Here is a 25,713-nt window from a genome sequence, read left to right on the forward strand (position 1 = left end):
GTCAGACCGCGGAGAGCCGCCCGTTCGGGAGGATGCCGATCGCCACGGGCAGGCCGCGCTGATTGGACCATTCGCTCCACGACCCGGGATACACGACCGCGCGGATCCCGGCCTGGTCGAGCGCGAGCGCGGTGTGCATCGCCGCGACGCCGGAGCCGCAGTACACCGCCACCTGCGCGTTCGTCCCGACACCGACGCTCGCGAAGATGCGCCGCAGCGCGTCCGGATGCCGCAGCCGCCCGTCCCCGTCCACGACCGCCATGGCCGGAAGGTTCACCGCGCCGGGGATGTGCCCGCCGACCGGATCCAGCGATGTCCGCGCCCCGCTGTACTGCTCGGGGGTGCGGACGTCGAGCAGCACGCCGGTGCGCGCGAACGCCTCGATCTCCTCGAGCGCGATCCGCCCGTCATCGGAGGCCACGAGCACGACGTCTCCTGGTTCGGGCAGAACATCCCCCGGCTCCAGCGGCAGCCCCTCGGCGACCCAGCCGCGGATGCCTCCGTCGAGCACGCGCGCATCGACGCCGGCGCGCCGCAGCAGCCACCACAGCCGCGCCGCGGCCACGCCGCGATTGTCGTCGTACGCGACCGCGATGTCGGAGGCACCCAGACCCCAGCCGCGGGCCGCGGCCTGCAGGTTCTCCACGGAGGGAAGCGGATGCCGCCCCCGCTCCGGCTGTCCGCGGTCGGCGAGCTCATGCTCGAGGTCGACGTACACCGCACCGGGGAGATGCGCACGGACGTACTCCGGCCGCCCCTCGGGGCGATCCAGACGCCAGCGCACGTCGAGCACCCGCACCGCGGGCCCTTCACCGTGTTCGGCGCATCGCTGAAGGTGGATCAGCTGCGCCGGGCTGACGAGATTGGTCATGGCACCAGCATCCGCGCGTCAGCGCAGGCCGTCACCCGTCGGCGACACCTCGCTTCACGCGACGAAACACGGCGTCACACGTGATGCACGAACTTCGTGAAGCATCTGGAACATCCGTCCCAGGACTGCGATACTCACCTCAGATCGCCGATGACAGCCTCGCCGCACTCACCGGCAGCGAGGAGCGGGCATGGAACAGAGCGGGGTGGGTGCCGGAACGAGACGCCGATGGAGCGACTCCGTCTCCGGTCCTGGACCAGGATGGCGCACCGGCTATTGGCTGGTCCTCGGTCTGCTCGTCATCTCCTACGGCCTCTGCGCCGTGCAGTCCACGACGGATCCGAGCCCGATCGCCTTTCTCGTCCAACTCGTCACGGTCGTCGTGATCCTGCGGATCACCGACGTCGCAACGGCGGTTCAGCGCACCGCCTGGATCGTCCTCGGCGTCGCAGGCGCCGCCGCGATCATCGTCCAGATCATCGACACGCGTGGACACGCCCTCGATATCGCGCTCGCCACAGCATCCGCCATCGCGTTCCTGATCGCCCCCGCGGCCATCATCGCGCACCAGGTGCATCGACGCGGCCTCGATCTCGAAGCGCTCCTGGCAGCTCTGACCGCCTACGCCCTGGTCGGAATGTTCTTCACCTTCGTCTACAACCTGATCGGGCTCGCAGGCGCCGGCCCGATCTTCGGCGACGCGGGTCCTGATTCCCTGTCCGCACAGTTGTTCTTCTCCTTCACGACCCTCACGACGACCGGCTTCGGCAACATCGTGCCGGTCGGTCCAGGGGTGCAGAGCATCGCCGTCGCCGAGGCGATCGTCGGTCAGTTCTTCCTCATCACCGCCGTCGCCCGGATCATGCGAGGGGCGAGGCCGTCGTGAAGAGGTGGAACGTCGTCATCGTGCTCGGCCTGGCCCAGTTCGTGATGGTTCTGGACGGGACCGTGATGAACGTGTCGATCTCCACCGTCGTCGACGACCTCGACACGAGCGTCGCGGCGATGCAGACCGCGATCACCTTCTACACCCTGACCATGGCCGCCTTCATGCTGCTCGGAGCGAAGCTGGGCGACGTCTGGGGCAGACGCCGCGCCTTCGTGATCGGCTCCTGCATCTATGCGATCGGTTCGCTCGTCACCGCAGTGAGCCCGAACGTGCAGACGCTCTTCCTCGGCTGGTCGATCATCGAAGGACTCGGCGCCGTCCTCGTGATCCCCGCGATCGCCGCACTCGTCGCGGACAACTACCGCGGACGCGAACGGGTCACCGCGTTCGCCGTGATCGGCGCTGTTTCGGGTGCCGCTGTCGCGGCCGGTCCGCTCATCGGCGGGTTCGTGACGACCTACCTCGATTGGCGCTACGTGTTCGTCGCCGAAGTCGTCATCATGATCGGCGTCGTGCTCTTCGCGCGCATCATCACCGATGCGACCGAACGCCAGAAGGTACGCATCGATGCCCTCAGCATCCTGTTGTCCTCCGCGGGGCTCGTCCTGATCGTGTTCGGGATGCTGCAGAGCAAGACCTGGGGCTGGGTCGTGCCGCTGCACGTGCCCGTGATCGCCGGCGCACCGCTGGCACCGCTCGGCGTCTCTCTGACCGCGTGGTGCATCGGAACGGGCGGAGTGCTCATCGCGCTGTTCATCGGGCGTCAACGACAGCTGGTCTCGCACGGCAGATCGCCGCTCCTGCACGTGGAGCTCTTCTCGATCACGCCGCTGCGCAGCGGACTCTCCGTACTCGGCGCGCAGTACGCCGTCACCGCGGGGCTCTTCTTCATGGTGCCCGTGTATCTTCAGATGACTCTGGGCATGGATGCCCTCGAGACAGGGATCAAGATCTTCCCGCTGTCGATCTCGCTGATCCTGTTCTCGATCGTCGGAACGCGCTTGTCCTCGCGGTGGTCACCCCGGCGCATCGTAAGGATCGGCCAGTTCGTGCTCGTCGGCAGCGCGCTGCTGCTGCTCGGGGCCGCAACGGAGGACTTGCGCAGCGGACTGTTCGCGCTCGGGATGTTCTTCGCGGGCAGCGCACTGGGCCTGCTGGCCTCCCAGCTCGGAAACGTCAACATGTCGAGCGTCAGGGAGAAGCAGACCAGCGAGGTCGGCGGGTTGCAGGGCGTCTTCCAGAACCTCGGCTCGTCACTCGGCACCGCACTCATCGGTTCGGTGCTGATCGGGGCACTGTCGACGTCGTTCACCTCGGGGGTGGCTGCCAGCAGCCTGCCCGAAGAGACCCGGGCGGTCGTCCATACCGCGACAGAGGGCGGCGTCACCATCGTGCCGGCCGCTGACGTCGACGATCTGGCGACGAAAGCGGGCCTCGACGACGATGAGGCGGCAGTCCTCGCAGAGATCTACCGCGAATCACAACTGGCATCCCTGCGTGTGGCGTTCGTCGGGTTGATCGGGATCAGCCTGCTGTCGTTGCTGTTCTCCCGTGGCATCCCGGCCGAACGTCCGGTGCCGCGACGACGCGACGAGCCTGCCGCCGCGTAGGCATCCTCAGCTCTCCAGCTTGCGCAGCGCGTCCTCGGCGGCGACCCACGCGAGCATCGCGCACTTGACCCTGGCGACGTAGCGCGAGACGCCGCCGAGCGCCGCCGCGTCTCCGAGCAGGTCCGGGTCGGGCTCGATCTTGCCCCGCGAGCGCATGGCCTCGCGGAACACGTCGATCCGACGCTCGACCTCTGCCTGCGGCATCCCCTCGACGAGCTCGGCGAACAGCGAAGCGGATGCCTGCGAGATCGCGCAGCCGTGCCCCTCCCACGCGATCGCCTCGATCGTGCCGTCTTCCGCACGGTGCACCTGGAGCGTGATCTCGTCGCCGCAGGTCGGGTTCACCTGGTGCGACTGCGACCGCACCTCCTCGCGCAGCCCGTACCCGTGCGGCGTGCGGGAATGGTCGAGGATGAGTTCCTGGTACAGGTTCTGCAGATCGGATGAACTCATCGGACCCTCCGGAAGAAGTCGATGGCCGCGGCGACGCCGTCGATCACGGCGTCCACGTCGTCGGCCGTGTTGTAGATGTAGGTGCTGGCTCGCGTCGAGGACGTGACCCCGAGACGGCGGTGCAGCGGCTGGGCGCAGTGGTGCCCGACACGCACCGCGATGCCGCGGTCGTCGAGGAACTGGCCGAGGTCGTGCGAGTGGATGCCGGTCACATCGATGCTCGCCAGGCCGACGCGCGGCAGGTCGATGCCGGCGCCGAGGACCCGCACGCCCTCGATCGCGCCCAGCCCGTCGACCAGCCGGTACCCCAGCTCGGCCTCGTGCGCGGCGATCCGCGGCATCCCGACTCCGTCGAGGTAGCGCACGGCCGCGGCGAGCGCGATCGCCTGAGAGACGCGCTGGGTGCCCGCCTCGAAGCGCTGCGGCGGCGGGAGGTATTCGGCCTCGGTCGTCGAGACGGTCGTGATCATCGAACCGCCGGTGAGGAACGGCGGCATCGACTCGAGCAGCTCCCTGCGGCCGTACAGCGCACCGATACCGGTCGGCCCGAGCATCTTGTGCCCCGAGAACACCGCGAAGTCGACGTCCAGTGCGTTCACATCGATCGGCAGGTGCGGCACGGACTGGCACGCGTCGAGCAGGAACAGCGCTCCCACCTCGTGCGCGGCGGCGACCAGGCGATCGATCGGGTTCACGACACCCAGCACGTTCGAGACGTGCGTGGCTGCGACCAGCCGTGTGCGCTCGGTGATGTACGAGGAGAGCTCGTCCAGTCGCAGCGCGCCGTCGTCGTCGACCGGGATGACCCGCAGATTCGCACCGGTGCGCGCCGCCAGCTCCTGCCACGGGATGAGGTTCGCGTGGTGCTCCATCTCCGTGGTGACGATGTCGTCGCCACGGCCGATCCGCAACCGCTCTGCCGCGACGCCTCCGCGCCCTGCTGAGGCGTTCGAGAAGGCATAGGCGACGAGATTGACGGCCTCGGTCGCGTTCGAGGTCCACACCAGTTCGCCCTCGTCCGCACCGATGAAATCGGCGACCGTCGCACGGGCATCCTCGAAGACCTCGGTGGCCTCGGCGGCGAGCGTGTGCGCGCCGCGGTGCACGGCCGCGTTCAGGTTCAGCAGATAATCGCGTTCCGCATCCAGCACGGCGAGCGGGCGCTGCGAGGTCGCCCCCGAGTCGAGGTAGACGAGCGGATGACCGTTCACGGACGTCTGCAGGATCGGGAAGTCCGTCTTGAGTCGGCGCGCTTCTGCGTCGGTCAGTGCACCGGTCATGACGGCGTCCGTTCGTTCTTGATGAGCGCGCCGGCGGTGAGGAACAGCACGGCTCCGATCACGCCGCCGATCGCCCACACGCCGTAGACCACCTCGACCGCGACGATCGGGTTCCAGAACACGGCGACCGCGAGGAACACGATCGTCCACCACCACTGCCCGGCCTGGACCGCGAACCACGCGACGATGAGCGCCAGAACCGCGACGGCGAAGCGCACGATCGTGGCACCGAGGCCCTCGGGGACGAGGGGTGAGAGGAACAGGGCGATCGCGGCGAGGATGCCCGGCGCGAGCGCGTTGCGCTGGAACTGCGGTTCCGGCGGACGGGAGGCGTGCATGCATCCAGTCTCCCAGGTGCTGGTCCTTCGCGCCCCGTGAAAAGCCTCTGGCCTTTTCTGTACCGGTACAGTACGCTCCTTTCTGTACCGCTACAGAAAGGAGCTCCCATGGAGCATCAGGCGATCACGACCCTCGTCCTCGCCGACCACGAGGCCGAACGCGAGGACGTCGCGCGCGACCCTCATCGCCAGCGACGGCTCGACGCCCTCCGTGCCAGGGATCGCATTCTCGCCGCAGGGGCGAGGGCGCAGCGGCGCAGACGTGTGCGAGCGGCGCTGGCCCGCGGCATCCGGCGCCTGGCCGAGGCGATCGAACCGCCGCGGCCGGAACGCGTCGCCACCGCGACCGATCCGTGCTGACTTCGGCCGGCGAGAGTCCCCGGTCGGGCACAATGGGGACGGAGGTGGTCGACATGGCGCGCGTGACGCTGAAGACGATCGCCGAGCACGTCGGCGTGAGCCGCATGACCGTCTCGAACGCCTTCTCCCGCCCCGACCAGCTCTCCGGCGACCTGCGCGCACGGATCCTGAGCGCCGCGGACGAACTGGGCTACGCGGGCCCCGACCCGGCGGCCCGCGCGCTCGCCCGTGGACGCACCGGGGTGGTCGGCATGGTGCTGACCGATTCGCCGAGGGATGCCTTCACCGACGACGTCGCGGTCGGCTTCGTGCGAGCTGTCGCCGGCTCCCTCGCCGACGCCGGCTACTCGCTCGTCCTGCTGCACTCCTCCGGGGACATCGGCGTGGTCCCGGCCCGCGACATCGCGATGGATGGAGCAATCGTGTACTCGTGCGACACCGCGACCTCCGCGTTCGCCACGCTGCGGGAGCGGCGGCTGCCGATCGTGAACGTCGAGGGTTCGCCGCACCCCGGGGTGCCGGACATCGGAATCGACAACGCCACCGGCGCCTCCCAGGCGGCTCAGCACCTGGTCGACCTCGGGCACACCCGCATCGCGATCATCCTGGCGGCGCTGGACGCGGACAACGCCCCCGCGTCGTCGATCTCCCTCGAGACCGAGTCGACCACGATCGCCGGGCGCATGGACGGGTGGATGCGTCCGCTCGCACAGGCGGGAATCGATCCGATTCTCGTCGGAACGCCCGCCCTCGCGATCGATGAGCTGCTGCGCGAACGGATCGATCGGATGCTCGACGACCCGCCGACGGCCGTCCTCGCCTTCTCCGATCTCGCGGCTCTCGAAGTCATGGAACGTGCGAAGGATCGCGGCCTGCGCGTTCCGGAACAGCTGTCGATCATCGGCTTCGACGACAATCCGATCGCCGCACGCGTCTCGCCCGCACTGACCACCGTTCGCCAGGACGTCGACGCGAAAGGGGAAGCGGCGGCGCACACGCTGCTCGGTCTGCTGCGAGAAGAGGAAGCGGCCTCGCCGCCGCCGCTGCCCACCGAACTGGTGCTGAGGGCGTCGACCGCTCCGCCGGAGAGCCGCTAGCACCGCCCTGCCCGCACTTCCAGGATACCGGTGAGGTGGGGGCTTGCGGCAAGGCCCCCTGCAGGGCGCATACTGGTCCGTCGCGCCCGCCGAAACCCGGCGGTCGCGTGCGATCGGAGCCCGTGTGAACCACCTGTCCCCCACTGTTTTCGACCTCCCCGAGCGTCTCGCCGCCAAGGCGGACCCGTCCCTCATCGCCGACGACCTCGCTCACTTCGACCGCATCGCCGCCACCCTCGAGGAGGCGGTCGCCTCGGCATCCGCCCGCTTGGGTGCCGTGCTGCACGCCCCGGCCGGCGTCGGCGGAGCCGCTGTCGAGCGCGACCTCGAGATCCATCGGCTGAACGCGCGTCTGGGCGTCCTGCGCCGCTACGGCATCGACCTGTGCCTGGGGCGCATGGTCCCCGAGACAGGCGACCCGGTCTACATCGGACGCGTCGGGCTGTCGGATGCCGAGGGCGAACCCCTTCTCATCGACTGGCGCGCTCCGGCATCCGCCCCGTTCTTCGCCGCGAGCCATGGCGACCCGATGGGGCTCGTGAGCCGACGGCGCTACCGCTGGACCGGCCGGCGCATCAGCGACTACTGGGACGAGGTGTTCGTCGCCGACGGCCTCGAGAACCGCGTGGCACTGGACGATCAGTCCGCGTTCATCGCGAGCCTCGGAGCGAGCAGGTCGCCTCGGATGCGCGACGTGCTCGCGACGATTCAGGCCGACCAGGACGCCATCATCCGCGCCGGTTCCGACGGCGCGCTCGTCGTCGACGGCGGCCCTGGCACCGGCAAGACGGTTGTCGCGCTGCACCGTGCGGCGTACCTCCTCTACGCCGAGCCGCGCATCGCACGCGGCAGCGGCGGCGTCCTCGTCGTCGGTCCGCACGAGCCGTACCTCGCCTATGTGGACGACGTGCTGCCGAGCCTCGGCGAGGACGGCGTGCAGACCTGCACGTTGCGCGACCTCGTGCCGGAGGGTGCGGCGTCACTGATCGAGTCCGACCCCCGCACGGCCGCGCTGAAGGCCGACGCTCGGCTGCTGGATGCCGTGACGAACGCGGTCAGCGCCTACGAGCGGCCGCCCCAGCAGGACATCGTCGTCGAGACCGAGTGGGTGGACATCCCGCTCGCGCCCGACGACTGGGCCGACGCCTTCGACGCGGTCGAACCGGGCACGGCGCACGACGACGCGCGGCCGGATGTCTGGCGAGCGCTGGTCGAGATCCTGGCGCGTCGAGCACGCGTGCCCCAACGACTGCTCGCGCCGGCGCTGACCGAGAGCACGCGGCTCGCCGCGGCGTTCGATCGCGCCTGGCCGCTGCTGGATCCGACCGCGCTGGTGGCGGCGCTCTGGTCGGATGCCGCGTTCCTGCGCCGCTGCGCCCCCTGGCTCTCGGATGCCGACGTCGCCGCGCTCATCCGGTCGAAGGACGCGCCATCGACGGCATCCGACCTGCCCTTCCTGGATGCCGCGCGCCGACTCGTCGGCGATCCGACCGCCGAGCGGACGCGCCGGGAACGCTCCGCCCGGCTGGCGGCCGAGCGGAGCTACCGCGAGGACGTCGCGGACTACCTGATCGCCAGCTCGGACAACGACCTGGGCCTGATGTCGATGCTCCGCGGGGACGACCTCCGCAACTCCCTCGACGATGTCGGTGCGCTGCCCGAGATCGCGTCCGATCCGCTCGCAGGGCCGTTCGCGCACATCATCGTCGACGAGGCGCAGGAACTCACGGATGCCGAGTGGCAGATGCTCCTGGCGCGCTGCCCCTCGCGCAGCTTCACGATCGTCGGCGACCGCGCGCAGGCAAGGCACGGCTTCACCAAGACGTGGGAGACGCATCTGGATCACGCGGGTCTCCGCGACGTGAGGGTCGCCTCGCTGACGGTGAACTACCGCACGCCGGCGGAGATCATGGCCGCGGCCGAGCCGGTGATCAGGGCGGCGATCCCCGACGCCAACGTGCCGACCTCGATCCGCTCCAGCGGAGTGCCGGTGCGCCACGGCATCCTCTCCGAGCTGGACGGCCTGCTCGCCGACTGGCTGGACACGAACGAGGACGGCACCGCAGCCGTGATCGGCACGGGCGAGCGGTCGACACCGCCGCGAGTGCTGTCGCTCACGCCCGAGACCGCCAAGGGGCTGGAGTTCGACCTCGTCGTGCTCACCGACCCTGACGAGTGGGGTGATGGCATCGAAGGCGCGGTGGACAGGTACGTCGCGATGACGCGGTCGACTCGCGAGCTCGTCGTTCTGCGGGAGCGCTACGCTCACCCGTGAGGGATGAGCACGCCGCTCGCCGCGGAGCACGCACCTGCACAGTGGACACGGACCGCCCGCGGTCCACAGACATCGATGGGGGAACCATGGCCGCCGAGACGGACACCGCAGCGCTGCAGGCGAAGATCGCCGCTCTCGAAGCCGAGAACGACTCGCTGCGCGCGGCCAAGCCCCGCCGCAAGCGCGTGCACGGTCGGAGCATCATCGCCGGCGTCCTGCTCATCGTCGCCGTGCTGCTCGCCCCCATCGCCGTGCTCGGCGCATGGGCGCGGGTCCAGCTCGTCGACACGGACCGCTTCGTCGCCACGTTCGCACCGCTGGCCGAGAGCCCGCAGGTGCAGTCGTACATCTCCGATCAGGCGATGGTCGCGATCGACGAGAACCTCGACATCCAGGGCATCGTCGACGACCTCGCCGACGGCCTGACCCAGCTCGACCTTCCTCCACGGGCGGAGAGTGCGATCCAGTTGCTCACGGTCCCTGCGGCCCAGGGCATTCACGGACTGATCGAGAACGCGGTCGACAAGGTCGTGACCTCCGACGTGTTCGCGGACGTGTGGGAGACGACGTTGCGCGAGACGCATTCACGCGCCGTCGCGATCATCCAGGGGCAGGAGGGAACGGCGCTGACCCTCAGCGACGACGGCACGATCGCCATCGATCTCGGCGTGGTCGTGGGCAAGGTCAAGGACTACATGATCGAGAACGGGTTCGGCTTCGCCGAGGCGATCCCGACGATCGAGAAGAGCATCCCCGTGGCGACGGCCGAGTCCTTCGGGCTGATCCGCACCCTGTACCAGGTGGCCACGGCCGCGGGGTACTGGCTGCCCTGGGTCGTGCTCGGGCTGCTCGTCGCCGGCATCGCCCTGTCGATCAAGCGCTCGCGCGCCGTGGTCGCGACCGGCGCAGGTCTCACGATCGCCTTCCTCGCACTGCTGGGCGGTCTCGGAATCGGAAAGCAGTTCTTCATCGGTGCGGTGAGCCCGTCTGTGATGCCTTCCGGCACGGCCACTGTCGTGTTCGATCAGGTCATCGAGCTCATGAACTCGACGCTCGTCGCACTGACCGTGCTGGCCCTGATCATCACGGTCGGTGCGTGGTTCGCCGGTCCGTGGCGTCCGGCGCGCAAGCTCCGTCAGATCGGTCAGGACGCCGAGAACACGCTGCGCAGGACCGCCGAGCGCTACGGGCTGAGCACCGGGGGCTTCGGTGCCTTCGTCGACAAGGCGGCCTCCGCGCTGCGGGTCATCATCGTGCTCGGTGCGGTCGCGATCCTGTTCCTGTCCCGCCCGATCACGATCGGCGGCGTGCTGTGGACCCTGGTCGGCGTGATCGTGCTGCTGCTGCTCGTCGAGGTCCTGCGCCGTCCGGCGGTCGAGCCAGAGCCCGCGCCGACCGTCCCATGAGGATCCCCGCACCGCTGAAGGCCTATCTGCGCCGCTTCGGCGGGCGGAAGACTCTTCGCAAGGATCTCGTCGCCGGCGTCGCGCTGGGCGTCGAGAGCGTCCCTGATGGGCTGGCGGCCGGCGTCCTCGCCGGCGTCAACCCGCTGTTCGGCCTGAACGCGTACATGATCGGCACGTTCGCGGGCGCGCTGACGACGGGCTCGGTGTTCATGAGCATCCAGGCGACCGGCGCGATGTCGGTGATCCTCGCCGACGTGCCCGAGATCCAGGGCGCCCTCGCGGCGACCGCGATCGCCACGCTCACCGTGATGACGGGCCTCATCATGCTCGGCCTCGGGCTCGCGCGACTCGGCAGCCTCGTCCGCTTCATCCCGACCGCCGTCCTGATCGGCTTCGTCAACGCGGTGGCGATCAACATCATCCTCGGCCAGCTCGACAACCTCACCGGGTTCACGAGCACCGGCGCGAACCGAATCCTGCGGGCGCTGGACAGTGCCCTCGGGATGGCGCATTTCAGCTGGCCGTCCCTCATCGTCGGTGCTGTCACCGCGGCGATCATCCTGCTGCTCGAGCGCACCAGGATCGGAGCGCTCGCGATGGTCGTGGCCGTCATCGTCGGGTCGGCGGCCGCCCTGCTCATGCCGAATCAGTCCGTCGCGACGGTCGGCGATCTCGCCGAGGTCACCCGGTCGCTGCCCGGCATATCGCTGCCGGATCCGATGCTGGTGCTGTCGCTGCTCGTCCCCGCGCTGTCACTGGCGCTGGTCGGGCTCGTTCAGGGTGCGGCGATCTCGGGCTCCGTCCCGAACCCGGACGGCAAGTACCCCGATGCATCCGCGGACTTCCGCGGCCAGGGCATCGCCAACATCGCGACGGGGATGCTGCAGGGCATGCCCGTCGGCGGATCGATGTCCGCCACGTCGCTGGTCCGTGCGGCCGGTGCGAAGACGGCGCTGGCGAACCTGACGGCGGGCGTCGTGATGCTCGTCACGCTGCTCATCTGCGGTCCGCTCATCGAGTACGTCGCGATGCCGGCCCTCGCCGCCCTGCTGATCCTCATCGGCATCCGGACCTTCAAGATCCACCAGATCATGATGGTGTGGCGCACGGGAACGATGCAGATCACGGTGTTCCTCGTGACGTTCGTGCTCACGATCCTCATCCCGCTGCAGTACGCGGTGCTCGTCGGGGTCGGGCTGTCGATCGTGATGCACATCGCGCGGCAGTCGAATCGGATCCGCGTGCTGCGCTGGCTGTTCGATGACGGCACCTTCCACCCGCGAGAGGTCGCGCCGCCGGCCGACCTTCCGCCGCGCGAGACCGTGATCCTCACGGCATACGGCAGTCTGTTCTTCGCCTCTGCGCAGTCCTTCCGCGCACAGCTGCCCGAGCCGACCGCCGCCTCCGCCGGCGCGACGGTGGTGATCCGCCTGCGCGGCACCGAAGAGCTCGGGGTCACGTTCCTCACCATGATCAGGGACTACGCCGCCGACCTGCGCCGCAACGGGGCGACGCTGATGATCACCGGTGTCGAGCCGCGTCTCGCGCATCAGCTCGACGCGACCGGCGTCGGCGCGATCGTCGGCGAGGGCAACATCTTCCCGCTGCGCCGCCGGTTGGGCGATTCGCTGGACGACGCGCTGAGTGCGATCAAGGATCGCGGCACCGAATACGATGGCGATCATGAGCGCTGAGATGCCGATCGGCACCCTTCTGGATTCGTCGGAGCCCGCGTACCTGCGCGCGCCGAAGTTCAACCGCCACACGTTCTGGTGCGGGCAGAGCGGGTCGGGCAAGACCTACGCGCTGGGCGTCGTGCTCGAGCAGGTGCTGCTGCACACCCGGCTGCCGTTGGTCGTGCTCGACCCGAACTCCGACTTCGTGCACCTGGACACCCCGCAGGACACCGCACCCGAGGATGCCGCGACGCAGCTGGCGTCCCGCGACATCCGGATCCTCCGCCCCGGCGGCGAGGGCGATGACCGCCTCCGGGTGCGCTTCGTCGACATGGACATCCGCTCGCGCGCTGCCGTCCTGCAGCTGGACCCGGTACTGGATGCCGAGGAGTACAACGCGATGCTCCGCGTCGGTGCCGAGTTCGACATGGGCGACGATCACGACCTCGCCGGGTGGCTGGATGCCCACGACGACCCGATGATCCGACGCCTCGCCCTGCGTCTGCGCAATCTCGGCGTACTCGAATGGGACATGTGGGCATGGGGCGACCGCGACGTCGCAGACGTCGTGAACGAGTTGCCCGACGCGACCGTGATCGACCTCGGCGGGTTCGACTCCGCCGCGCAGCTGCAGACGACCGCGCTGGCCGTGCTGGATCGATTGTGGGCGCAGCGGCACGAGCGCACCGGTCGGCTCGTCGTCATCGACGAGGCGCACAACCTCGCAGCTCCCGATGCCGATACGCCTCTCGCCCGCGCCCTCACCGAGCGCATCGTCCAGATCGCCGCGGAGGGCCGCAAATACGGCATCTGGCTGCTGCTGTCGACGCAGCGCCCGTCGAAGCTGCACCCGAACGTCATCTCGCAGTGCGACAACCTCGCGCTGATGAAGATGAGCTCGACCCGCGATCTGGACGAGCTCGGCCAGATCTTCGGCTTCACGCCGTCTGAGCTGCTCGAGAAGTCGCCGCAGTTCCAGCAGGGACAGGCGCTGTTCGCCGGCGGGTTCGCCTCCGAACCGCAGCTGGTGCAGATGGGGGCGCGCTTGACGCGCGAGGGCGGGTCGGACGTCCCCATCGGCATCCGCTGAGATACTGAGGGCATGGTCCCCCCGCCATCCGCTTCGGCCCGCGTTCGCGGTGTCCGCTTCCGGCCGCCGGCGCAGCAGCCCGGATACCTCCGGCGACCCCGGCTGCCCGAACTGCTGGATGCACGTCTGGCCGAGCATCCGACGGTCCTGGTCGTGGCGCCGGGCGGATACGGGAAGACCTCGGCCGTGGCCGAATGGGCCGGGCCGTATCGCGATCGCGTGGCGTGGCTGACGCTCGGCACCTGGGACACCGACAGCGCGCACCTGAAGGTCAGCGCGCTCCGGGCCCTCCAAGGGCTCGCGCACGAGTCCGGTCGCGCGGATCTCGCCGATCTGCTGAGCATCGATCCGGACGAGATCGACGACGCCCTCGCCTTTGACGTCGTCGCCGAGGCCCTGTCGCAGGCACCGGCCCCGATCGTGCTCGTCGTCGATGACGCGCATCGGGCCCAGGACGAACTGGCAGAGGGGCTGCTCGGCGCGTTCATCCGCGGCGAATGCGAACAGCTCCAGGTGATCGTCGTCGGCACGGGTTACGTCGAGATCGCGCTGAGCCGTATGGCGCTGACGCACCCATCCTGCACGATCCAGCCCCGCGACCTCGCGTTCACCCGCGACGAGATCGGCGAGCTGTACACGTCGGCGAGGACGCCGGTCGATGCGGATGCCGTCCTCGCCGAGACCAGCGGCTGGCCCATCGCGTTGCGCTTCGTGCAGTTGAGCGGCGTGCGACCGGATGCCGTCGACGGCACGGACGAGCCGCTGCTGCGCCGGTACATCCGCGACCACGTCCTCTCGGCCCTGCCCGACGATGTGGCGGCGTTCGTTCTGGACTCCTCGGTGTGCCGGGTGATCACCCCTGGGCTCGCATCCGTGATCTCCGGCGTCGACGACGGCGGCGAACTGCTCGAGCGGTGCGCCGAGCTGGGCCTGTTCCTCGATCGGTTCGAGACGGACGGCGGGTTCGCGTATCGATGGCACGGCGTCGCCGCACGACAGTTCCGGCGGCTGCTCGAACAGCGCGCCCCCGGACGTCGCGTCGAGGTTCTGCGGCTCGCTGCGGCATATCTGCGGGATCTGGATCCCCTCGCCGCTGCGGAGTACCTCGTGGATGCCGGTGACACCGAGGACGCGATCCGACTGGTCATCGAGCACTGGATCGCGCTGGCCGTCGGCTCCCGCGCCCACGCGCTGGATGCCTGGTGCGCCGCACTCCCCGACGGCTACGCGGACGATCCGCGGGTGCTGCTGATGAGGGCGTGCGCACAGGATGTCGTCGGCAGCCGCGAGATCGCCCAGATGTATGCGACGAGGGCGGATGCCCGCGCCGACACCGTCGACGCCGACGAGTACGCCGCCATCCGGGTCGGCGCAGACCTCTTCCTCGTCGACGATCGCACCGAGCTGGCGCGCGCCGTCTCCCGCGCGCACAGACGGCTCGAGCAGGCGGACGGAGTGCGCAGCACGGATCGTGCAGCGCTGCTGTATCTGCTCGGCTGGTCGGAACTGCGCCATCGCACGTCGCCCGAGCTGATCGTGCAGCTCTTCTCGTCGGCCGCCGTCGAGGCGAAGGCATCGGGACAGGAGGCTCTGGAGCAGCGCTCCCTCGGCCATCTCGCCTACACGCTGGCCTGGGCGGGTCAATTCACACGGGCGGATGAGGTGCTCGCGTGCGGTGTCGAGCAGCGGGACGAGTCCGGATGGTCGGCGTACGCGGGCGGCAGTGCAGCCACGGCATCCGGTTTCGCCGCCTACTGGCGCGATGATCTCGACAGCGCCCACACGGATCTGACCAGAGCGACGCGCAGCGGCAGTTCGAATCGATCCTTCGCGGGAGTCGCTCGCATGCTGCTGGCCTTCACGGCCGCGGCGGGCCGGGATCCCTACGCATGCCAGCACGCGGCGCGCGAGCTGCAGTCCCTGCCGCAGAGCGTGCTGCAGGGCGTCGAGTGGGTGGCATTCCGACACGCATCGTTGGCGACCCTGTTCGAAGCGTCCGGACGTCGTGAGCAGGCGCTGAAGATCGTGACGCAGTACGAGGACGCGGATGATCTCCCGCTGGTCACGGTCATCCTCGCCGCGATCGCCGAGCGCATGGGGCGTCCTCAGCTCGCGCTGCACATGCTGCGCAGGATCGAGCGCTACGACGCGATCTCGTACGTGCGCGTGAGCCGCATGCTGATCGAGGGCGTGCTGCACTGGCGGTCGGACCGGCTGTCGCAGGCCCATCATGTCATCGAGGACGCGCTCGAGATCGCCGTCGCCGAGAACCTGCGCCGCCCCTTCGCCGGCGGTGGCCTCGACCTTCGTCAGGTGCTGACCGAGCAGCTCGCCTGGGGGACGAAGCACGAGGAGTTCATCACGTCGAGCCTCGCGCCGAAGACCGACGGCGGCTCGCTCCAGGTGCTGTCCGAACGCGAGCGCGAGGTGTTCGCACAGTTGCGCACCACGCGCACGATGCAGGAGATCGCCGCCGGCCTCGGAGTCTCCATCAACACGATCAAGACGCACCAGCGCGCGATCTACCGCAAGCTCGGAGTGGCCTCCCGCCGCGAGGCCGTACGACTGTTCGCCTGAATCGTCAGTCGTCGGAGGCCATGCCGACGATGGTGTTGACGACGGATGCCGGGATCCGCTCGGCCGCCAGCACCACGCTGCCGTCGTGTGCGAGCTGCTCGGCGAGATCGCGCGCCCACAGCAGCTCGAGGACCACGACCGCGGCCGCGCCGCCGAACGGCAGCCGTCCGGCGATCGCGGTCAGATCCTCATCACCCGCGAGACCCGGAGCGTGCAGTTCGAGTCCGTCGAGCGCGAAGCCGTCGAGGTCGATCTCCTCGATCGAGACCGTCCCTGATGCGCTCTTGGACAGGATGACGAAGTCGAGCACTCTGACCACGCCCTCCGAGACCTGATCGGCGAGAGCATGGAGCACTCCGGCCGAGGGCACGGGGTCCCGCAGCGAGATGACTGTGAGCTCCACCGGTCCGTATTGGGCGGGGGCGAGCGTGGCGCGACTGCCGATCATGACGGGTTCCCTCCCCTCGACATGTGCGTCTGCGAGGATGCTCGCACCCCGGCATCCCGACGCGCCCGGCGCATCATCCCGCAGGGGTGAGCCCTCGATCCACAGCGCCCCTGCTGGACGAGATCACGTCCGGATGCCTGGTAGCCGGGTGGATGCCGATGACACCCACCCGAAGCCGACCGGTCCCCCATCCGGTTCGCGACGAGTCAGCCTTTCACCGCCCCTGCGAGAGCTCCGGAGACGAAGTACCTCTGGAAGAGGAGGTAGACGATCAGGACCGGGATGGCCGACATGAAGATGAAGGCGTTCATCGGCCCGTAGTCGGTGCCGTGCTGCGTGGAGAATCCCTGCACGGCGAGCGGAATCGTCCAGTTGCTCTGCGACTGCAGAAGTGTGGTCGCCATGGCGTACTCGTTCCAGGTCGCGACGAAATCGAGCACGAACAGTGCTGCCAGTGCCGGCTTGGCCAACGGCAGCACGATCTGCCAGAAGATCCGGAACGTCGACGCTCCGTCGATTCGGGCCGACTCCTCGAGCTCGTCCGGGATGGTGCGGAAGAAGCCGTACAGGACGAAGATCTGATACGGGATGCCGAACGCGAGGTACGGCAGGATCAAACCGTACAGCGAATCCAGCAGCTCGAGATCCAGCATCGTGCTGAACAACGGGCCCAGGCCGATCTGGACAGGCACCATTGACCCGATCGCGATGATCATCAGAACGGCTCGGCCACCGCGGAAGCGGATCCGTGCCAACGCGTAGGCGGCGGCCGCGGCGATCGCGAGCCCCAGCGGCACCTTGATGGCGGCGATGAGCAGGCTGTTCCCGGCGGTCACCCAGAAGTCGCCGGTATCGACGGCGCTGGCGTAGTTGCCCCACTCCCACGTGGACGGCAGAGCCCACATCGGAAGCGAGTTGAGATCGGGCTTGCTCTTGACCGAGGTCAGGAACATCAGCAGCAGAGGCACGAACCACAGCAGCGACGTGACGCCGAGCGAGATCCACAGACCGATGCCGACGTAGTCGAGCCGACGCTTCATCGGTCTTCCTCCTTCATCGACCAGGCCATGTAGGGGATGACCAGGGCGAGCGTGACGATCAGCAGCACGGTCGCGACAGCGCCGCCCATGCCGAACTGATGATTGGTGAACGACTGCGTGTAGGACCAGAGCGCGAGCACCTGTGTCGACTGCGCCGGCCCGCCGCCCGTCATACCGACGACGAGGTCGAACACCTTGAGCGAATTGATGATCGTGAGGATCACGACCACGACGGTGGTCGGCCGCAGCGCGGGCAGCGTGACGGCACGGAAGCGCTGCCATGCGTTCGCCCCGTCGAGCTTCGAAGCCTCGATGAGCTCGACAGGGACGGTCTGGAGACCCGCGAGGAACAGGACCATGCTGAAGCCCACCGCCTGCCAGATGTTCGCGACGAAGATCGATCCGAGCGCGAACTGCGGATCGCCCAGCCAGGACTGCGTCCACTCCCCCAGGCCGACGGCTGTGAGGAGTTGATTCACGAACCCGAGCGTCGGGTTGTAGATCCAGCGCCACATCGCCGCGACGGTGATGGATGCGAACACCGCCGGGATGTAGAAGATCGCGCGCATCAGGTTGCGGCCGATCATCTTGCGGTTCAGCCCCAGCGCGAGCAGCAACGCGATCACGGTCGGGACGAGCAGCGACAGAACGACCCAGATGACGGAGTTGCGCAGCGAAGTCCAGAACACCGCATCCTGGGTGAACAGGCGCACGTAGTTGTCGAACCCCACCCACGCGGGCTGCTCGGTGCGGAATCCGGACCACGAGAAGAACGACAGGCGGACCGCATCGAGCATCGGGTACAGCAGGAACCAGCCGTACAGCACCACAGCGGGGATGAGGTACGGGGCGGCGAGACGGAATCTGTGGTGCGCAGGGCCGCGCCGCTTGGCGCGGCCCTGGGTCACCACGGCGACGGTGGCCATGATCAGGGTGTCCTATCGGTGCTCACTGGGCCGAATCGCGGAACTTCTGGAACTCCGGACCGGCGTCCGCCGGGTCGATGTCGCCCGTCAGCACCGAGTTCTGGATGCGCCAGAATTCGGTGGTCTCGGCGGTCGAGAAGTTCTGGTCGTTGTTCGTGTAGCCGCCATCGACGTTCGCGAAGATGTCCGCCCACACCGCGTTCAGGGGGTTCGAGTCGTCCACGGCGACGTCACCGTTGACTGACAGCGCCGCCCAGGCGTCGCCGACGATCTCCTGTCCCTCGACCGACGTGCCGAAGTCGAGGAACTCCGCAGCGAGATCCGCCTTGTCGCTGGACTCGCTGATGTAGAACGCCTCGCCGAAGCCGTACAGCCGGCCCGTGCCGGTGGGGAACGGGAAGATGCCGATCTCGTCGACGTTCATCCCGTTGTCGACGACCTGCGAGTTGTACCACGTTCCCTCCAGGGACATCGCCGCCTGCCCCGAGAAGAACAGTTGCGCGGCGTCGTCATTGTTGATCCCGAGATACCCGTCGTTGAAGTACTCGTCGCCCCAGGTCTTGAGCTCCGTGAACGCCTCGGTCACACACTGCTCGGAAGACCAGTCGCCGTCGCCCGTGTTGAGTTCGTCGGCGACATCGGATCCGCACTCGGTCTCGATGAGCGAATCGAGCAGCCGCATGACATCCCAGTTGACAGTGCCGCCGAATTCGATCGGTGTGATGCCGGCGTCCTTCAGCTTCTGCGCGGCGTCCACGAGCTCGTCGTACGTCGTCGGAGCGGCCTCGATTCCTGCCTGCGCGAAGAGCGCCTTGTTGTAGTAGACGCCCTCCCCCTGCTGGCTCCAGGGCACGCCGTGGAAGCCGCCGTACTGCGTGATTCCGCTGAGGGAGGCCGGTGTGAAGCGATCCTCCCAGCCGTACTCGGCGTAGTAGTCGCTGAGATCCTTGCTCACGCCGACGTCGATGAGCTCTCCGCCGAGGCCGGAGCCCTCCCAGTACCAGTAGATGTCCGGACCGGCGTCGGTCCCAGCAGCCTGACGCATGGCGTTCTTGTGCTCATCGACCGAGCGCTCCTCGAGCGTGACGGCGACTTCCGGGTTCTGCGCCTCGAACTCATCGATGAGCGCGTTGATCGCCTCCCCCTGGCTGTCTTCCTGGGTGGGCATCCAGATCACGAGCTCGTTCTCGTCGCTGCCGCCACCCCCGCCGGAGCATCCGGCGAGAACGGTCATGGCCGCGGCGCTCAGTGCGACGGTGCCCAGGATTCGGTTGTTACGCATCATTGCTTCCAATCGTTCGGGTGGTGAGTGAAGGTCAGGCTCGCTCGGACTGCCAGCGGGCGAACTCGGCGAGCTTGAGGTAGAAGTCCTCGAACATCAGGCGGGTGTCGACCCATCGGTAGATGCGCATCGGACGCGCATCCGGCCTGGCGATGTACTGTCCGTCGGCGCCGATCGACGGCGTCGGCGCCGCGGTGTACTGCGACGAGGAAGGGTCCGCTTCGAACAGCGACTGAAGCGCGGTCAGCAGCACGAGCGGCGAATCGCCGAGCGCATAGGTCTCGGCAGGGCCGCGGCCCTCGCCGGCAGCGCGACGGATCACCTCCGCCGTCTCCCGATACAGGTACTCGCCGATCGGCCCAGCCGTCGCCACCCGCTGACGCAGCTCGGCGTCCGACACCAGGCACTGACGGTAGACGTCGCGAGGAATCTGCCAGATGGACAACGCCGAGTCCTCGAAGACGACCTGACCAGCGGTGACGTCGATGAGCAGGTTGTATTCGATCGGCATCGCACTCGGCGGCGCGACGGCCAGTCCGTCGTGCTCGACACCGCCGATCCACACCACCTGCATGCGATCAGCGATGCGCGGCTCGACGAGACAGGCAGAGGCGAGGTCGGTGAGCCCGCCCCCAGCGAGGAAGAACAGCGGCGATTCGTCGTCGCGCATGGCCTCGGCGATGATGGCGTCGACCGCCGCCGACGGCTGCGGCGTCGTGCGGTTCTCGAGCGGACTGTTCGATCCGGCGACGATCACGTCGGTCGAGGTCAGCCCCATGCGTGCGAACACGTCCCGGATCACCAGAACGGCGTTGTCCGCGCTACCGGGGCCGGGATCGAAAGGGTCGCCGTCGCGAAGGTGGGAGCCGATGACGAGACGGATGTCGACGTTGGGCGAGAGCAGGTGATGCACCAACTGGAACAGGTCGTCCGGATCGCCGGAGAAGTCGTTGTCGATGATGACGCGCATGCGCGCCGCGCCCATCGGAGCGATCCGCTGCCATGGGCTCGTGCCCAGGGTCCAGGTGCGCGCGGTGTGACTCGCGATCGTCGCGTCGTCGGGAACTGCCGTCATCGTTGACCTTCTGTCGTGCTGTTGTCGGACCGGTTGGGTGATCGATAACCCAACCGTGTAAGTGATCGATAACCTATATCGGTAGGTGATCGATCACCTATAGGATGGGACCCAGCGTTATCCCATCGTTATCGACGCGTGATCGAGCACTCCAGGAGGGTCTGTTGACGACGCAGCGCACCCCGGCCCGGCCGAGCATGGCGGACGTGGGCAGATTGGCGAAGGTCTCCACGCAGACCGTGTCCCGCTATTTCACCGGCGTCGGCTACGTGCGCGCCGAGACCCGCGAGCGGATCGCCGCGGCCATCGATGAACTCGGCTACATTCCGAATCTGTCGGCGCGCAGCCTGCGCACGCAGCGCTCGAACATCGTCGGCGTCCTGTCGATGGGTGCTCTCAACTACGGAGGCGCCGCTGTGCTGACAGGGCTCGGTCAAGCGGCCCGCGAAGCCGAGGTCATGCTGATGATCTCGCAGCTCGATCTCGATTTCGAGGCGAAGAACTGGGAAGCCGATGCCCGACGCGCCATGGATCACTTCCTCTCCGTGCAGGTGGACGGCGTCGTGCTGGCCACCCCCATCCCGGATGTCGACCGGCTGCTGACCGGGTGGAATCAGGCGACTCCGGTCCTCACCGTGTCGGAGCGGCCATGGACCGACGAGAGCTCGGCGAGCGCGCACTCCCGCGCGGCGGGCGCCGAGGCTACGCGCTATCTCATCGGACTCGGCCATCGCCGGATCGTGCACATCGCCGGCCCCGCGACGCGCAACGAGACCTTCGAGCGCGAGCACGGATATCTGGAGGCGATGGCGGAGGCCGGGCTCGAGCCGTCGGTCCTCTCGGGGGCGACGGACTGGTCACCGGTGGCAGGCCGCGACGCGGGACTCGCGATCGATCCGACGTCCTTCACTGCGGCGTTCGCGGCCAATGACGAGATCGCGCTCGGCTTCATGAACGCCCTCGAAGAACGCGGGCTGCGCGCCCCCGACGACTACTCGATCGTCGGCGTCGACGACATGCCGACGGCCGCCTATTTCTCCCCGCCGCTGACTTCCATGCGCCTCGACTTCCGAGGGCTCGGGGCAGCGACGTTCCGAATGCTGCATCATCAGATCCTCACCGGCGAGCATGCGGCGCACTACGAACTCGAGCCGGAACTCGTGATCAGGGCGTCCGCCGCTGCTCCCGCGCGCTGAGGCGAAGAGATCCGGTGCCTCAGACCTTCCGATCCTGCCTGGGGACCACCACCTCGCGGATGATGAGCAGAATGGATGCCGTGACCGGCAGCGCCACGAGCACCCCGAGCACCCCCATCAGCGCGCCGCCGACCATCGCGCCGATCAGGACGAGAGCGGCGGGGATCGAGATCGCCCGGTTCATGATGCGCGGACTCAGCACGTAGGACTCGACCTGGATGTAGATCAGATACGCGATCGCGAAGATCAACGCCTGGGTCGGGCTGGTGAAGAGCGCCACGCCGGTGCCGAGCACGAGGAAGACCACCGAACCGAACAGCGGGATGAGCGTGATCACGAAAGCGATGACCGCCATGAGAGCGGGGAACGGCAGCCCGATGAGCAGATGGGCGACGAAGACGAACGCTGCGTTCAGCGCGGACAGCGTGAACGACCCGATGAGGGATGCGCCGACCGAACCCGTGATGCGCTCGGTGAACCCGGCGACACGCGGCCGGTTGTGAGCCGGGACGAGCCCGTAGAAGGCGTTCTTGATCGCCGGGAGGGAGGCCAGGAAGTACAGCGTCAGGGCGACGACGACGAGCGCTGCGGAGACGAAGCTCGCGAGTCCGAGGCCGGCGGCGAGAACGCCGCCGCCGATCGTGAGGAGCGTGTTCGGGTCGCCGAAGACGCTCGCCAGCTGCTCGAGCCCGGAGTCCACGCCGGCCCTCGCATGGTCGTCGAGCCCCAGATACCAGTCGGATTCCTGAACACCGGCGAGCTCCGCCGGGATCGCTCTGACCAGTTCGATGACCTGTCCGATGACCGGCGGCACGACGAACACGGCAAATGCCGTGACCGCGAGCGCGAAGCCGCCGAACACGATGCCCACCGCACCACCGCGCTTCATGCGCTTCTCGAGCCGCGCGACGAGCGGGTCGAGAGCGACCGCAACGAACATCGCGAGCACGATGTACACGAGGATCGTCGAGATCGACCCGACAGCGCTGCCGAGCACGACGGCGCCGATCACGCCGAGTGCTCCGATGAAGCCGACCGCGAGCGGATGGTCGATCGCGGTCAGCAATCGCGCCGTACGCGAACGCGTCGTCGCACCGGTGTCCGGTTTCGCATCGATGGCCATGCCTGACGGTATGACCCGGTGCCACCGGTGGACATCATGCGAACTGCGCGAAATCGACCGGATGCGCAAGAACTTCCAAGTGGAGGTTTTCCACCTGGCCTCTCGGTATCATCGAGCTATGACCGACTCCGCAGCCGATGCGCCCCACCCCCGAGGCCGATATCCGAAGGGCATCGCCCGGCGTCAGGAGATCCTCGACACGGCGATCGAGGTCTTCGCCAAGCGCGGCTCGCAGAAGACGAGTCTGCGCGCGATCGCCCAGGAGGTCGGCGTGACCCACGCCGCCCTCACGCACTACTTCGGCTCCCTCGAAGAGCTGCTCGTCGAGGTCTACCGCGAATCGCAGCGGCGCCCCGGCAGCGGCAAGCAGCCTCCCGCCGCATCGAGCCCGGCCATGGAGATGCGAGTGTCCGCCGAGGAGAACCGGAGCATCCCCGGCCTCGTGCAGCTCTACTCGACGCTGACCGCCATGGCCCTCGAGGACAACCACCCCGCGGCACAGGCGTACATCACCGGCCGCTTCGCCCGGCTCCGCGAAGGGATCGCCGGGCAGGTGCGCGAGCTGCAGGCATCGGGCCACCTCCGCGAGGATCTCGACCCGGTACTCGTCGCCGCGCTCGTGATCGCGGCATCCGACGGTCTGCAGACGCAGTGGCTGCTCGACGATGCCGTCGATCACGAGGCGGCGCTGGAGATGCTCGACGTGCTGCTCAGGGGCGCGACGCCCCCGAGCAGCTGACGTCAGAGCGTCGCAGCGTACGGGTCGAAGCCCGCGGGCAGCAGCGGAACGGGCGCGACTGTGCTCTCGACGACGATCGTCTGACCGGTCGCGGCCGACTCCTGCGCGGACAGCAGGATGTCGAGCACATGGAATCCGAGCTCTCCGGATGCCACGTGCGGCCGGTTCTCGGCGATCGCACGGACCATGTCGAGCGCGCCGATGCCGCGTCCGACCTCGACGTCGTCGTGCTCGATCTCGATCCACTCCTGCTCGAACGACATGCCGTCGCGGATGACGCCGAGCGGCTTGACGTAGGCGATGCGACCGGCGAACTGGTTCGGGTCGGCGATCACGATCGTGCCCTCGGTGCCGTGGATCTCCACGATGCCGTGCCGCTCGAGCGCGGAGTCGAAGCTGAGCAGGCTCTGCGCCTGCGTCCCCTGTTCGAATGCCGTGACGATCTGGATCGTCGAGGGAACCTCGACCGGGAACGTCGTCCCGGCGGCAGGCCCGGTGTGAATCTCGCGCTCTTCGCGTGCCTTGGATCCGACGGCCGCGATGCGGTCGACCGGACCGAGCAGACTGACGAGCGCCGAGAAGTAGTACGGGCCCATGTCGAGCAGCGGACCAGCGCCCTGCGCGAACAGGAACGCGGGGCTCGGGTGCCAGAGGTCGGGCCCCTGCGTCTGGAACGCGGTCTGGGCGAAGAGCGGACGGCCGATGACGCCGCTCTCGATCGCCCGCCGAGCGGCCTGGAACGCCGGTCCGAGAAGGGTGTCCGGCGCGGAACCGATGCGCAGACCTGCCGCCTCGGCTTCGCGCAGCAACTCGGCTGCGCTGTCGCGGTCGAGGCCGAGCGGCTTCTCGGTCCAGACGTGCTTGCCCGCGGCGATCGCCGCACGAGAGACCTCGATGTGCACGGCCGGGATGGTCAAGTTCACGACGAGGTCGACGCCGGGGTGGGCGAGGACGTCCTCGGCGGACCCGGATGCCGGGACGCCGTACTTCTCGGCCTGCGCCGCTGCGCGATCCAGCAGCAGGTCGCCGACGATGAGCACCTCGACGTCAGGGAACGACGACAGGTTCTTCAGGTAGGTGTCGCTGATGACACCGACCCCGATGATTCCGACTCCCACGACGCTCATCGGGCGAACCCTCCCTCGATCAGGAAGGCGTAGCTGGCCGCGATGTCGGCGAACACGTCTCCGGGCGCGTTGTCGTACTCGATGATCGCGTACTGGAGAGCGGATGCCGCGCCCAGCGCGTCGGCGAGCGGCACGTCACCCGTGCCGGCGTGACGCTGGTCGAGGGAGTCCGAGCCGAACTTGTCCGCACCGGGGGCGAACGGATTGCTCGCCGGAGCGGTGCCGTCCTTGACGTGCACCGCGACGAGGCGGTCGCCGAGACGCGAGACGAGGCCCACGACATCCTGGCCGCCGACGAGCGCCCAGTACAGGTCGAGCTCGATGACGACGCGCTCGTCGGTGAGCGCCACGAAGCGCTCGTAGGCGGTCTGACCGTCGAAGTCCGCGATGAACTCCTGCGCGTGGTTGTGGTATCCGACCTCGAGGCCGAACGAGGCGGCCTTGTCGACGAGCACGTTCAGGCGGTCGGCGATGTCGGTGACGCCCTCGAGCGTCAGCCAGCGCTCCGGCGCGACGAACGGGTCGATGACGGTCTTGATGCCGACCTTGGCCGCGGCCTCGAAGACGACCTCCGGGGCTGGGGTGGGAATCGAGCCGTCCGGCGTCCAGAGCTCATCCGAGAGCAGCGGGGCGTGGCCGGTCGGGGAGACGAGTCCCGAGGCATCCAATGCCGTGCGGATCTCCTCCGGACGGCGCACGAAGTCGAACGCTTCGACGTTGCGCAGGCCGATCGCGGCGAGCTTGTCGAGCGAGCCCCCCATGTCGGCGGAGAACTCCGCTGCGAGCGTGTACAGCTGAACCGAGGCTTCTGGCAGGGCCACGTTGACCTTCCTTC

General features: G+C 68.4%; 23 protein-coding genes. 11 read left to right on the forward strand and 12 right to left on the reverse strand.

Features of this window, described 5'->3' with window-relative positions; genetic code table 11:
- Window position 1: 1 nt before the first annotated feature.
- Window positions 2-871: a sulfurtransferase gene (locus ACI7YT_RS15460; protein WP_406246678.1), complete on the reverse strand. Its 870-nt coding sequence runs from the start codon at window positions 869-871 to the stop codon at window positions 2-4.
- A gap of 190 nt (window positions 872-1,061) precedes the next feature.
- Between ACI7YT_RS15460 and ACI7YT_RS15465 the strand changes: the two genes are divergently transcribed.
- A complete protein-coding gene (locus ACI7YT_RS15465) occupies window positions 1,062-1,757 on the forward strand; it encodes an ion channel (RefSeq protein WP_406246680.1) in 696 nt (231 codons plus the stop codon).
- Window positions 1,754-3,370 carry an MFS transporter gene (locus ACI7YT_RS15470; protein ID WP_406246682.1) on the forward strand — a complete coding sequence of 539 codons (1,617 nt, stop codon included), beginning with the start codon at window positions 1,754-1,756 and terminating at the stop codon, window positions 3,368-3,370. The genes ACI7YT_RS15465 and ACI7YT_RS15470 overlap by 4 nt, the downstream gene beginning before the upstream one ends.
- A gap of 6 nt (window positions 3,371-3,376) precedes the next feature.
- Here the strand turns inward: ACI7YT_RS15470 and sufU are convergent, their stop codons facing one another.
- The 3 genes from sufU to ACI7YT_RS15485 are packed head-to-tail and all read right to left on the reverse strand — an operon-like array spanning window position 3,377 to window position 5,441.
- On the reverse strand, window positions 3,377-3,823 hold the full coding sequence (sufU, locus tag ACI7YT_RS15475; RefSeq protein WP_406246683.1) for a Fe-S cluster assembly sulfur transfer protein SufU: 447 nt from the start codon (window positions 3,821-3,823) through the stop codon (window positions 3,377-3,379).
- On the reverse strand, window positions 3,820-5,103 hold the full coding sequence (locus tag ACI7YT_RS15480; protein WP_406246685.1) for a SufS family cysteine desulfurase: 1,284 nt from the start codon (window positions 5,101-5,103) through the stop codon (window positions 3,820-3,822). The genes sufU and ACI7YT_RS15480 overlap by 4 nt, the downstream gene beginning before the upstream one ends.
- Complete coding sequence (locus ACI7YT_RS15485) at window positions 5,100-5,441, reverse strand: DUF6804 family protein (RefSeq protein WP_406246686.1); 342 nt, start codon at window positions 5,439-5,441, stop codon at window positions 5,100-5,102. The genes ACI7YT_RS15480 and ACI7YT_RS15485 overlap by 4 nt, the downstream gene beginning before the upstream one ends.
- Before the next feature lie 108 nt (window positions 5,442-5,549).
- Here ACI7YT_RS15485 and ACI7YT_RS15490 point away from each other — a divergent pair, with 108 nt between their 5' ends.
- From ACI7YT_RS15490 to ACI7YT_RS15520, 7 genes are all read left to right on the forward strand, one after another.
- A complete protein-coding gene (locus ACI7YT_RS15490) occupies window positions 5,550-5,801 on the forward strand; it encodes a hypothetical protein (RefSeq protein ID WP_406246688.1) in 252 nt (83 codons plus the stop codon).
- A gap of 53 nt (window positions 5,802-5,854) precedes the next feature.
- Window positions 5,855-6,898 (forward strand): LacI family DNA-binding transcriptional regulator, encoded by a 1,044-nt coding sequence (locus ACI7YT_RS15495; protein WP_406246689.1) that lies wholly within the window; start codon window positions 5,855-5,857, stop codon window positions 6,896-6,898.
- A gap of 124 nt (window positions 6,899-7,022) precedes the next feature.
- Window positions 7,023-9,173, forward strand: coding sequence for an RNA polymerase recycling motor ATPase HelR (gene helR / locus ACI7YT_RS15500; RefSeq protein ID WP_406246690.1), 2,151 nt, complete (start codon window positions 7,023-7,025; stop codon window positions 9,171-9,173).
- Between the two features lie 86 nt (window positions 9,174-9,259).
- Window positions 9,260-10,579 (forward strand): hypothetical protein, encoded by a 1,320-nt coding sequence (locus tag ACI7YT_RS15505; RefSeq protein WP_406246691.1) that lies wholly within the window; start codon window positions 9,260-9,262, stop codon window positions 10,577-10,579.
- The gene (locus ACI7YT_RS15510) at window positions 10,576-12,273 is read left to right on the forward strand and encodes a SulP family inorganic anion transporter (protein WP_406246693.1); all 1,698 of its coding nucleotides are present in this window, start codon (window positions 10,576-10,578) and stop codon (window positions 12,271-12,273) included. The genes ACI7YT_RS15505 and ACI7YT_RS15510 overlap by 4 nt, the downstream gene beginning before the upstream one ends.
- Entirely contained in the window at window positions 12,263-13,345 is a 1,083-nt protein-coding gene (locus ACI7YT_RS15515; protein ID WP_406246695.1) for an ATP-binding protein, read from the forward strand. Before ACI7YT_RS15510 ends, ACI7YT_RS15515 begins: the two co-directional genes overlap by 11 nt.
- A gap of 12 nt (window positions 13,346-13,357) precedes the next feature.
- Window positions 13,358-15,922 carry a LuxR C-terminal-related transcriptional regulator gene (locus ACI7YT_RS15520; protein WP_406246697.1) on the forward strand — a complete coding sequence of 855 codons (2,565 nt, stop codon included), beginning with the start codon at window positions 13,358-13,360 and terminating at the stop codon, window positions 15,920-15,922.
- Between the two features lie 4 nt (window positions 15,923-15,926).
- Here the strand turns inward: ACI7YT_RS15520 and ACI7YT_RS15525 are convergent, their stop codons facing one another.
- The 5 genes from ACI7YT_RS15525 to ACI7YT_RS15545 all read right to left on the reverse strand — a co-directional run bounded on the left by ACI7YT_RS15525 (window position 15,927) and on the right by ACI7YT_RS15545 (window position 20,693).
- The gene (locus ACI7YT_RS15525) at window positions 15,927-16,370 is read right to left on the reverse strand and encodes a DUF6325 family protein (RefSeq protein ID WP_406246698.1); all 444 of its coding nucleotides are present in this window, start codon (window positions 16,368-16,370) and stop codon (window positions 15,927-15,929) included.
- A 206-nt stretch (window positions 16,371-16,576) separates the two neighbouring features.
- The gene (locus tag ACI7YT_RS15530; RefSeq protein ID WP_406246700.1) at window positions 16,577-17,410 is read right to left on the reverse strand and encodes a carbohydrate ABC transporter permease; all 834 of its coding nucleotides are present in this window, start codon (window positions 17,408-17,410) and stop codon (window positions 16,577-16,579) included.
- Window positions 17,407-18,336 (reverse strand): carbohydrate ABC transporter permease, encoded by a 930-nt coding sequence (locus tag ACI7YT_RS15535; protein WP_406246702.1) that lies wholly within the window; start codon window positions 18,334-18,336, stop codon window positions 17,407-17,409. The genes ACI7YT_RS15530 and ACI7YT_RS15535 overlap by 4 nt, the downstream gene beginning before the upstream one ends.
- Window positions 18,337-18,358: 22 nt before the next feature.
- Window positions 18,359-19,618: an ABC transporter substrate-binding protein gene (locus ACI7YT_RS15540; RefSeq protein ID WP_406246704.1), complete on the reverse strand. Its 1,260-nt coding sequence runs from the start codon at window positions 19,616-19,618 to the stop codon at window positions 18,359-18,361.
- A gap of 34 nt (window positions 19,619-19,652) precedes the next feature.
- The gene (locus ACI7YT_RS15545) at window positions 19,653-20,693 is read right to left on the reverse strand and encodes a nucleoside hydrolase (protein ID WP_406246706.1); all 1,041 of its coding nucleotides are present in this window, start codon (window positions 20,691-20,693) and stop codon (window positions 19,653-19,655) included.
- Between the two features lie 164 nt (window positions 20,694-20,857).
- Between ACI7YT_RS15545 and ACI7YT_RS15550 the strand changes: the two genes are divergently transcribed.
- Window positions 20,858-21,889, forward strand: a complete 1,032-nt coding sequence (locus tag ACI7YT_RS15550) for a LacI family DNA-binding transcriptional regulator (protein WP_406246707.1) — start codon at window positions 20,858-20,860, stop codon at window positions 21,887-21,889.
- A gap of 19 nt (window positions 21,890-21,908) precedes the next feature.
- Here ACI7YT_RS15550 and ACI7YT_RS15555 read toward each other — a convergent pair whose 3' ends face one another.
- Window positions 21,909-23,012, reverse strand: coding sequence for an AI-2E family transporter (locus ACI7YT_RS15555; RefSeq protein ID WP_406246709.1), 1,104 nt, complete (start codon window positions 23,010-23,012; stop codon window positions 21,909-21,911).
- A gap of 118 nt (window positions 23,013-23,130) precedes the next feature.
- On the opposite strand from ACI7YT_RS15555, the gene ACI7YT_RS15560 reads away from it, so the two are divergent.
- Complete coding sequence (locus ACI7YT_RS15560; protein WP_406246711.1) at window positions 23,131-23,751, forward strand: TetR/AcrR family transcriptional regulator; 621 nt, start codon at window positions 23,131-23,133, stop codon at window positions 23,749-23,751.
- 2 nt (window positions 23,752-23,753) lie between these two features.
- On the opposite strand, the gene ACI7YT_RS15565 is transcribed toward ACI7YT_RS15560, so the two are convergent.
- A complete protein-coding gene (locus ACI7YT_RS15565) occupies window positions 23,754-24,878 on the reverse strand; it encodes a Gfo/Idh/MocA family protein (protein ID WP_406246712.1) in 1,125 nt (374 codons plus the stop codon).
- On the reverse strand, window positions 24,875-25,699 hold the full coding sequence (locus ACI7YT_RS15570; RefSeq protein ID WP_406246714.1) for a sugar phosphate isomerase/epimerase family protein: 825 nt from the start codon (window positions 25,697-25,699) through the stop codon (window positions 24,875-24,877). Before ACI7YT_RS15570 ends, ACI7YT_RS15565 begins: the two co-directional genes overlap by 4 nt.
- Window positions 25,700-25,713: the final 14 nt, after the last annotated feature.

Origin of the sequence: Microbacterium sp. M (assembly GCF_045181065.1) — a bacterium.
In the GTDB taxonomy this organism is placed as follows: Bacteria; Actinomycetota; Actinomycetes; order Actinomycetales; family Microbacteriaceae; genus Microbacterium.